Source organism: Corallococcus sp. AB045, from assembly GCF_003668895.1.
In the GTDB taxonomy this organism is placed as follows: domain Bacteria; phylum Myxococcota; class Myxococcia; order Myxococcales; family Myxococcaceae; genus Corallococcus; species Corallococcus coralloides.
In genome coordinates, this window is sequence record NZ_RAWN01000265.1 from 1 (window position 1) to 10,747 (window position 10,747).

Annotated in this window: 3 protein-coding genes; all 3 read left to right on the top strand. The window is 71.2% G+C overall.

The annotated features are described in order from the left end of the window. Positions 1-1,346: non-ribosomal peptide synthetase (locus D7Y21_RS37280; RefSeq protein ID WP_147469482.1), on the top strand; the 1,346-nt coding region annotated here is incomplete at its 5' end. Beyond that, positions 1,339-5,895 (top strand): type I polyketide synthase, encoded by a 4,557-nt coding sequence (locus D7Y21_RS37285; protein ID WP_121718230.1) that lies wholly within the window; start codon positions 1,339-1,341, stop codon positions 5,893-5,895. The genes D7Y21_RS37280 and D7Y21_RS37285, both read left to right, overlap by 8 nt. After that, the coding region (locus D7Y21_RS37290) for a non-ribosomal peptide synthetase (protein WP_121718231.1) at positions 5,892-10,747 on the top strand (4,856 nt) is incomplete at its 3' end. The genes D7Y21_RS37285 and D7Y21_RS37290, both read left to right, overlap by 4 nt.

The window sequence follows — 10,747 nt, forward strand, 5'->3', positions numbered from 1 at the left end:
ACGGTGGCCTTGCGAACATGGCGCACGCGGTGGCCGAAGCGCACGGTGTGAAGCCAGAGGACCGGGTGCTGCAGTTCGCCTCACCGGGCTTCGACGCGTCGGTGGCGGAAGTCTTCTCGACGCTGGCGGCGGGTGCGTCCCTCTGCCTGGCGCCGAGAGAAGCCCTCATGCCGGGAGGCGCGCTGGAAGGCACGGTGAAGCAGCTTGGCGCGACAGTGGTGACGCTGACGCCATCAGTGCTGGGACAGGTGCAGGACGGAGGCCTGGAAGGCATCCGCACGCTCATCTCCGCGGGCGAGGCCGTGCCCTCTGCGCTGGTGCGCAAGTGGAGTGAAGGCCGGAGGATGCTCAACGGCTACGGCCCGACGGAAGTGACGGTGTGCGCCAGCGTGGCGACGTCGCTGACACCGGAGCGGGTGACGGTGGGCAAGCCGCTGGGGAATGTGCGGCTGTACGTGCTGGACGAAGGGCAGCGGCCGGTGGGAGTGGGCGTGGTAGGCGAGCTGTACGTGGGAGGCGCGGGCCTCGCGCGTGGCTACCTGGGCCAGCCCGCACTCACGGCGGAGCGCTTCATCCCGGACGGCTTCAGCGGTGAGGCCGGCAGCCGGCTGTACCGCACGGGAGATTTGGTGCGGTGGGGCGAAGACGGGGAAGTGGAGTACGTGGGCCGGCGCGACGGGCAGGTGAAGGTGCGCGGCATGCGGCTGGAGGTGGGAGAAGTCGAAGGCGTGCTGGCCACGCACCCCGGTGTGAAGCAGGCGGCGGTGGTGGCGAAGAAGGAAGCCACGGGCACGAAGCTGTGGGCCTACGTGGTGGGCGACGTGGAGGCGGCGGCGCTGCGTGAATGGCTGCGCGAGCGGGTGCCGGAGCACATGGTGCCCACGGCCTACGGGACGTTGGAGGCCCTGCCGCTGACGTCCAGCGGGAAGGTGGACCGCTCGAAGCTGCCCGCGCTGACGGCGGAGGCCACGCGCACGCAGGCCTTCGTGCCGCCGACGACGGAGCTGGAGCGGAGCCTCACGGCCCTCTGGCAGGAGGTGCTCGGCGTCGAGCGCGTCGGCCTGGAGGACCGGTTCTTCGACCTGGGCGGCAACTCGCTGACGCTGGTGCAGTTGCACAGCCGCATGCGCGGGCTCCTGAAGGTCGAGGTGCCGCTCGCGGAGCTGTTCCAGTACTCCAGCATCGCGGCACTCGTGGCGCGCGTCCGGGACCGCTCGGAACCCGCGGACGCTCCGAGCGAAGCCGCCGTGGAGGAGGAGTTCGCGGAACGCCGGGCACGTGCCGGTCAACGCCGGAAGGTCCGGCAGCAGGTCGAAGTGCCGACGCAGGAGGATTCCGATGAGTGATCAGGCCGAAGTCTCCGAGGAAGCCATCGCCATCGTCGGCATGAGCGGCCGCTTCCCGGGAGCGCCGAGCGTGGAAGCGCTCTGGCACAACGTGCGGGACGGCGTGGAGTCCTTCGTCGCGCTGGACGACCGCGACCTGGAGACCGCTGGCGTGGATCCGGCGCTCTCCTCCAGGCCCGGCTATGTCCGCGCGGCCTATCCGCTGGAGGGCGTGGACAGGTTCGACGCGGCCTTCTTCGGACTGAGCCCGCGCGCGGCGGAGATCCTCGACCCGCAGCACCGGCTCTTCCTCGAGTGCGCCTGGGAAGCGCTGGAGCACGCGGGCTACGACGCCGAGTCCTGGCCCAAGGCCGTGGCGCTGTTCGCCGGCACGGGCGCGCCCGCGTATCTCTACTCGCAGCTGATCCCCCAGCGGGAGCTGCTCGGGACGGTCGGCACGTACCAGGTGGGCATCAGCAACGAGAAGGACTTCCTGCCCACGCGCGTGGCGCACAAGCTGGGCCTTCGCGGGCCGTGTATCGCGGTGCAGACCGCGTGCTCGTCGTCGCTCGTGGCCGTCCACCTGGCCTGCCAGTCCCTGCTGTCCGGCGAGTCCAGCCTGGCGCTCGCGGGCGGCGTGTCCCTGTCGCTTCCTCAGCGCGCCGGCTATCTGGCCCAGGAAGGGGACATCCTGTCGCCGGACGGCCACTGCCGCGCCTTCGACGCCCGGGCCCAGGGCACCGTGCGCGGCTCGGGCGCGGGCATCGTCGTGCTCAAGCGGCTGACGGACGCGCTGGCCCAGGGCGACACCATCCACGCCGTCATCCGGGGCTCCGCGGTCAACAACGACGGCGCGGGCCGCGCGGGCTACACGGCGCCGGGCGCGGAGGGCCAGGCCGCCGTCATCTCCGAGGCGCTCGGCGTGGCCGGAGTGAAGCCCGGCGACATCCAGTACGTCGAGGCTCACGGGACGGCGACGCCGCTGGGGGACCCCATCGAGGTCTCCGCCCTCAACCAGGCCTTCCGCTCGCGGGCGAACGCGCCGGGCACCATCGCGCTGGGCTCGCTGAAGACGAACATCGGCCACCTGGACACGGCCGCGGGCGTCGCCGGGTTGATCAAGGTCGTGATGGCGCTGCGCCACCAGCAGCTTCCCCCCAGCCTGCACTTCGAACGCCCCAACCCCGCCATCGACTTCGCGGCAGGTCCGTTCTTCGTCAACAACACGCTGCGCCCCTGGGAGTCGCGCGGCGCACCGAGGCGCGCGGGCGTCAGCTCCTTCGGCATCGGCGGCACCAACGCGCACGTCATCCTGGAGGAGGCGCCCTCCATCGAAACTGCGTCCAGCACGCGCGCTTCGCACCTGCTGCTGCTGTCGGCGCGCAGCGAAGCCGCACTGGACGCGGCGACCGAGCAGCTCGCGTCCCATCTGGGCCAGCACCCGGACCTGGAGCTGGCGGACGTGGCGTACACGCTGATGCTGGGCCGCCGCCGCTTCGAACACCGCCGCGCCATCGTCTGCCGCGACGGAGAGGACGCGCGGCAGGTCCTCACGTCACGGGACGAGTCGCGGCTGCTCACCCAGCATGAGACCGCCGTGGAGCGGCAGACGGCCTTCCTGTTCCCGGGGCAGGGCGCCCAGTTCGCGGGCATGGCGCGCGGGCTCCACGAACAGCTCCCGGTGTTCCGCAAGCACCTGGACGCGTGCTGCGACCTGCTCTTGCCGACGCTCAAGCTGGACCTGCGCCAGCTCCTGCTGGCCCGGGACGGGGACGTGGAGGCGGACCGCCAGCTGCGCCGCACGGCGCTCACCCAGCCCGCGCTGTTCGTCGTGTCCTATGCGCTGGCCCGCACCTGGATGGCCTGGGGCGTGAAGCCTCGGGCGATGCTGGGACACAGCGTGGGCGAATACGTCGCGGCCTGCCTCGCGGGTGTACTGAAGTTGGAGGACGCGCTGTCGCTCATCGCCGCGCGGGGCGCGCTCATCGAGCAGCTTCCCCCCGGGGCCATGCTCTCCGTGTCACTCCCGGAGGCGGAGGTCCAGGAGCTGCTGGGGCCGGACCTGTCGCTGGCGGCCGTCAACGCGCCGTCGCTGTGCGTGGTCTCGGGGCCGATGGAGTCCGTGGATCGCCTGGCCGCGCGCCTGGAGCAGCGCGGGGTCGCGTGCCGGCGGCTGCACACCTCGCACGCCTTCCACTCGTCGATGATGGAGCCCATCCTCGGCGCCTTCGCCGAGCGCCTCCGCGCGGTGCGCTGGTCCGAGCCCACGCTCCCGTGGGTCTCCAACGTCACCGGCACGTGGATCACCTCCGAGCAGGCGCGCAGCCCGGACTACTGGGTGGAACACCTGCGCCGTCCGGTGCGCTTCGCGGAGGGCGTGCGGACGCTGCTCGAAGAGCCGTCGCGCGTGCTGCTGGAGGTGGGGCCGGGCAACACGCTGGCGACCCTGGCGCGGCGGGCCTCTCCGCCGCCTTCGGTGGTGATCGCGTCCATGCGTCACGCCCAGGAGGCACGCACGGATCTGGAGTCCCTGCTGGGCGCCGCGGGACGGCTGTGGCTGTCCGGCGTGCGGTTGGACGGGACGAAGCTGTACGCCCCTGAAGCCCGGCGGCGCGTGCCCCTGCCCACCTATCCCTTCGAGCGACAGCGCTACTGGGTGGAGGCCGGGCCCGCGAAGGACACGCACGATGCGCGGGGCCGCGTGACCAAGCGGCCGGAGTCCGCGGGCTGGTTCTACTCACTGGCCTGGAAGCAGGCGCGGCGCCCGGAGGCCTCGCGCGTGAAGGGCGGCTGGCTGCTCTTCGTGGACGGGCCGGGGACGGCGGTCGCGGAGCGGCTGCGGCGGAGCGGTGCCTCCGTGGTGGAGGTGGTGCCCGGGAGCGACTTCCTGCCGCTGGGACCCGGACGCTTCGCGCTGGATGGCACGCGGCCGGAGCACCACACCTGGCTGCTGGAGGCGCTGGGAGACGCGCGGCCGGAACGGGTGGCCTTCCTGGATGGATGGGCGCTCGCGGACCATGCCTCCGGGAGCGCGGCGCGCGTGGAGGCGGCGATTGCCCGGGGCTTCTATCCGCCGCTGTACCTGGCGCGCGCGATGGAGGCCCGTTGGCCCGGTGCGGTCACGGTGCTGACGGTCGTGACCTCCGGTGCCCACGACGTCACCGGAGAGGAGTCGCTGGATCCGGCGCAGTCCCTGGCGCTGGGACCGTGCCGCGTCCTGCCCCAGGAGCTGGGGCCCGGCTGGCGTTGCCGCGCGGTGGACGTCACCGTGCCGCCGAAGGACGGCGGAGCCGGCGCGCGCCCGTGGCTGGACGCGCTGGTGGCGGAGCTGGAATCGGATCCGCGCGACGCGGTGGTGGCGCTGCGAGGCCGTCACCGCTGGGTGGAGGACTTCGCGCCCGTGTCCCTGCCGGACGTGTCCACGCGCGGGCTGCTGCGCGAGGGCGGCGTCTATCTCATCACCGGAGGGCTGGGCCGCATGGGCCTGGCGCTCGCGTCGCGGCTGGCGACAGAGGCTCGGGCGCGGATGGTGCTGGTGGGCCGCACCGGGCTGCCGGCGCGCGAGGCCTGGGCCGCGTGGCAGACGGAGCACGGCCCCGAGGACGCCACGTCACGCAAGCTGCGCGCGCTGGAGGACCTGGAGCGGCAGGGTGCGGAAGTGCTGGTCGTGTCGGCGGACGTGACCCGCGACGAGGACTGTCAGCGCATGGTGGCCCTGGCCCGCGAGCGCTTCGGCGCCCTGCACGGCGTCATCCACGCCGCGGGCGTGGTGGGAGCGCCGGCGAACGTGCTCGTCTCGGAGGTGGTGCCGTCGCGCTGCGGCCTGTTGTTCGAGGCCAAGGTCCACGGCCTCCTCGCGTTGACGCGCGCGCTGAAGGCAGAGCCGTTGGACTTCGTGATGCTCCAGTCGTCGCTGGCCACGGTGCTGGGCGGTCTGGGCTTCGCGGCCTATGCATCCGCCAACCACTTCCTGGATGCCTTCGCCGCGGAGCAGTCGCGCCAGGGCGACACGCCGTGGCTGTCCGTCGACTGGGACGGCTGGACCGAGGAGGCCGGGCGGCTGGGCCTCACGCTGGAGGAAGGCGCGCGCGCGTTCCAGCGCATCCTGGGTCTGGGCGAAGGGGGCCGCATCCTGGTCTCCACGGGAGAGCTGTCTGCGCGCAGGGTACGGGGGACCGTGCCCTCGGAGTCCGCGTCGGCGGTGGAAGGAACCGGCGGAGCGCCGCGGGCCCGTCCCGCGTCGGCGCATGCGCGGCCCGCGTTGGGGACGCCGTACGTGGCGCCGGAGGATGCCATCCAGCAGCAGATCGCGGAGCTGTGGCAGGAGCTGTTGGGCGTGGACCGGGTGGGCATCCACGACAACTTCTTCGAGCTGGGCGGCCATTCGTTGCTGGGCATGCAGGTGGTGTCGCGGCTGCGGGAGCTGTTCGCGGTGGAGGTGTCCATCCGGGGCCTGTTTGAAACGCCCACGGTGCTGGGAGTGGTGAACGCGGTCCTCGAGGCCCAGGCGTCCCAGGTGGACGCGGGCCGGCTCGAAGCGCTGCTGGCGGAGATGGAGAAGTCGTCATGAGCGGGTTGGTCCAGCGGTTCGGCAATCTCTCCCCGGAGAAGCGCGAGGAGCTGATGCGCCGGCTCAAGCAGGAAGCGGCAGGGGCGCCCGCGCCCGACGCCATCCCCCTGCGCGACAAGTCCACGCCTCCGCCGCTGTCGTTCGCGCAGCAGCGGTTGTGGTTCATCGATCAGCTCCAGCCGGGGCTCGCGCTGTACAACCTGCCCATCGTCCTGCGCGCGACCGGGCCCCTTAACGTGGAGGCCTTCCAGCGCGCCCTCCAGGCGCTGGTCGACCGCCACGAAGTGCTGCGCACGACGTTCACGCAGGAGCGCGGACAGCCCGTGCAGCGCATCGCCCCGGCGCTGGAACTGCCAGTGTCCTCGGTGGACCTGCGGGCCCTTTCCGGCGAGCAGCGGGACGCGGAATCGCTGCGATTGGCGAAGGCGGAGATGCTGCGCCCGTTCGACCTGGAGCGCGGTCCGCTCCTGCGCGCGACGTGGGTTCGGCTGGATGAGCACGACCATGTGCTGGTGCTGGTGATGCACCACATCGTCTTCGACATCTGGTCCATGGGCGTGCTGGTGCGTGAAGTGCTGGCGCTCTACGACGCCTTCAGCCACGGGCGACCGGCCGCGCTCCCGCCGGCGAAGATCCAGTACGCCGATTGGGCGGTCTGGCAGCGGGGCAGCGCGCAGCAGGCGGTGCTGGAGAAGCAGCTCGCGTACTGGCGGGAGCGGCTCGGCGGTCTGGAGATGCTGGAGCTTCCGACCGACCATCCACGGACGGGGTCCGGAGTGCGGGGCGGGGCGCTCCCATTCCGGATGCAGCAGGGACCGTGGGAGGCGCTGAAGGCCCTGGCTCGCAAGGAGGGGCTGACGCCCTTCATGGTGCTGCTGGCGGCGCTGGAGGTCGTGCTCGCGCACGAGTCCGGACAGCATGACGTGGCGGTGGGAACGCCCGTCGCGGGGCGCAACCGCCGTGAGGTGGAGGGGCTGATCGGCTTCTTCGTCAACACGGTGGTGATGCGGACGGACCTGTCGGGCGACCCGACGTTGCGGGAGCTGCTCGGGCGCGTCCGCAAGACGTGCGTGGAGGCCTACGCACAGCAGGACATCCCGTTGGAGCAGATCGTCGCGGCGCTCCAGCCGGGGCGCGAGGCCGGGCAGACGCCGTTCTACCGGGTGTCGTTCAACTTCCAGAACGCGCCGCTGTCGGAGATCAACATCCCCGGGCTCGTGCTGCGCCCGATCGTGATGGAGAGCGGGCTCGCGAAGCTCGACCTGAGCCTTCAGCTCACGGAGGGAGCGGAAGGGCTGACGGGACTGTGGGAGTACAGCACGGACCTGTACGAGGAGCGGACGGTCCGGCGATGGATGGACGGTTTCGAGCGCGTGGTGCGAGCGCTGGTGGAGAAGCCGGAGCAGCGGGTGGGGGACGTGGAGTGGATGGGCGTGGAGGAGCGGCGGCGGGTGGTGGAGGAGTGGAACCGGACGGGGAAGACGTACGGCGCGAAGGGTGAGTGCGGGCACGAAGTCTTCGAGTCGGTGGCGGACGCGCGGCCGCAAGCGGAGGCGGTGCGGACGGAAGCAAGAGGGGTGAGCTACGGGGAGGTGGAGGAGAGGGCGAACCAACTGGCGCATCACCTGAGAGGGCTGGGAGTAGGCCCGGAGGTGAGGGTGGGGCTGTTGGTGGAGCGCAGTGTGGAGTGGGTGGTGGGGATGGTGGCGGTGCTGAAGGCGGGAGGCGCCTTCGTGCCGGTGGATGTGACGCTGCCCGCGCTGCGAGTGGGTGAGTTGCTGGAGGAGTCCGGTGTTGCGCTGGTGCTGACGAACTCGGCGCTCGCGGATGAGATGCCCACCGGAAATGCCGTGCTGGTCCTGCTGGACGAGGACAGTGCACGAGTCGCTCGTCAGCCGAAGACGCGGCCCGCGAAGAAGGTGGTGCCGGAGTCGCTGGCGTACGTGCTCTTCACGTCAGGAAGTACAGGCAAGCCGAAGGGCGTGATGGTGCGCCACGGTGGCCTTGCGAACATGGCGCACGCGGTGGCCGAAGCGCACGGTGTGAAGCCAGAGGACCGGGTGCTGCAGTTCGCCTCACCGGGCTTCGACGCGTCGGTGGCGGAAGTCTTCTCGACGCTGGCAGCGGGTGCGTCCCTCTGCCTGGCACCGCGAGAAGCGCTGATGCCGGGAGGCGCGCTGGAAGGCACGGTGAAGGCGCTAGGCGCGACGGTGGTGACGCTGACGCCGTCGGTGCTGGGGCAGGTGCAGGACGGAGGCCTGGAAGGCATCCGCACGCTCATCTCCGCGGGCGAGGCTGTGCCCGCTGCGCTGGTGCGCAAGTGGAGTGAAGGCCGGAGGATGCTCAACGGCTACGGCCCGACGGAAGTGACGGTATGCGCCAGCGTGGCGACGTCGCTGACACCGGAGCGGGTGACGGTGGGCAAGCCGCTGGGCAACGTGCGGCTGTACGTGCTGGACGAAGGGCAGCGGCCGGTGGGAGTGGGCGTGGTGGGGGAGCTGTACGTGGGAGGCGCGGGCCTCGCACGTGGCTACCTGGGCCAGCCCGCACTCACAGCGGAGCGCTTCATCCCGGACGGCTTCAGCGGTGAAGCCGGCAGCCGGCTGTACCGCACGGGAGATTTGGTGCGGTGGGGCGAAGACGGAGAAGTGGAGTACGTGGGCCGGCGCGACGGGCAGGTGAAGGTGCGCGGCATGCGGCTGGAGGTGGGGGAAGTCGAAGGCGTGCTGGGCACGCACCCTGGCGTGAAGCAGGCGGCGGTGGTGGCGAAGAAGGAAGCCACGGGCACGAAGCTGTGGGCCTACGTGGTGGGCGACGTGGAGACGGCGGCGCTGCGCGAATGGCTGCGCGAGCGGGTGCCGGAGCACATGGTGCCCACGGCCTACGGCACGCTGGAGACCCTGCCGCTGACGTCCAGCGGGAAGGTGGACCGCTCGAAGCTGCCCGCGCTGACGGCGGAGTCCACGCCGCGAGCGCACGTCTTCGCCGCTCCCCGCACTCCAGTGGAGCAGCTCATCGCGGACCAGTGGGCGGAGCTGCTGAAGGTGGAGCGTGTCGGACTGACCGACAACTTCTTCGACCTCGGCGGCCACTCCCTCATTGGCACCCAGGTGGTCTCACGGCTCCGTGAGCTGTTCGGCGTGGAGCTGCCGCTCCAGCAGATCTTCGATGCGCCCACCGTCGAGCTGCTCGCGGCCCGGGTCGAGGGACTCCGCGCACGGAGCGAAGGTGCGTCGGCGATGCCGCCGGTGTCGTCCGTTAGCCGTGAGGGCGAGCTGCCGCTGTCCTTCTCGCAGCAGCGCTTGTGGTTCTTGGATCGGCTGGAGCCGGGCAGCCCGCTCTACAATGTTCCCGCGGCGGTGCGGCTGTCAGGCGCACTCGACGTCGGAGTGCTGGAGCGGTGCTTCGCGGAGATCCTCCGCCGGCATGAAGTGCTGCGCACCACCTTCCCCGTGTCGCGGCAGACGCCCGTGCAGGAGATCCACGCCGAGGGACACCTTCCCCTGGTCGTGGGCGAACTCACGGCGCTGGACGAATCCAAACGTCACGCGGAAGTGCTCCACCTGGCGGAGGAAGAAGCCCGGAAGCCGTTCGACCTGTCGCAGGGACCCCTGGTCCGCGCGGTGCTGCTGAAGCTCGGTGAGACGGAGCACGTGTTGCTGCTGACGATGCACCACATCGTCTCCGACGCGTGGTCCACGGGGATCCTACTGCGGGAGCTCGGGGAGCTCTATCCGGCGTACCTCTCCGGTGAGCAGCCTTCGCTGCCGGAGCTGGCGGTGCAGTACGCGGACTATGCCGCGTGGCAGCGCGGCTGGCTGAACGAGGAGCGCCTGGCTTCGGAGCTGGGCTGGTGGAAGGCGCGGCTCGACGGGGCACCGGCGCTGCTGGAGCTGCCCGCGGATCATCCGCGTCCGGCGGTGCAGAGCCACCGGGGTACGCACCGTGTGCAGCGCATGCCCCTGGAGCTCCAGGAGGGAGTCCGGCGGCTGGCCCGGAGCGAGGGCGTCACGCCGTTCATGGTGCTGCTGGCGGCCTTCAACGCCTTGCTGTCCCACCTGTCCGGCCGCGAGGACATCGTCATCGGCACGGACGTCGCGGGCCGCGATCACCGCGAGGTGGAAGGGCTCATCGGCTTCTTCATCAACCAGCTCGTGCTCCGCACCCGCGTGGAGCGGGCAGCGAGCTTCCGAGAGCTGCTCGGCGGGGTGCGTGAGACGACGCTCTCCGCTTACGCGCACCAGCACGTGCCCTTCGAGAAGCTGGTGGAGGCGATCAACCCGGAACGCAGCCTGGGGCATGCGCCGCTCTTCCAGGTGAAGCTGTTGCTCCAGAACGCGCCAGTGCCGGAGCTGCGGCTGCCGGGACTGAGCCTGCGGGGCGTCGATTTCGAGACCGGCACCGCGAAGCTGGACCTCATCGTCTCCTTCACGGAGGGAGCGGAAGGCCTGACGGGGCTGTGGGAGTACAGCACGGACCTGTACGAGGAGCGGACGGTCCGTCGGTGGATGGAAGGCTTCGAGCGCGTGGTGCGGGCGCTGGTGGAGAAGCCGGAGCAGCGGGTTGGGGACGTGGAGTGGATGGGCGTGGAGGAGCGGCGGCGGGTGGTGGAGGAGTGGAACCGGACGGGGAAGACGTACGGCCCGAAGGGTGAGTGCGGACACGAAGTCTTCGAGTCGGTGGTGGACGCGCGGCCGGAAGCGGAGGCGGTGCGGACGGAAGCGGGAGGGGTGAGCTACGGGGAGGTGGAGGAGAGGGCGAACCAACTGGCTCATCACCTGAGAGGGCTGGGAGTAGGCCCGGAGGTAGGGGTGGGGCTGTTGGTGGAGCGCAGTGTGGAGTGGGTGGTGGG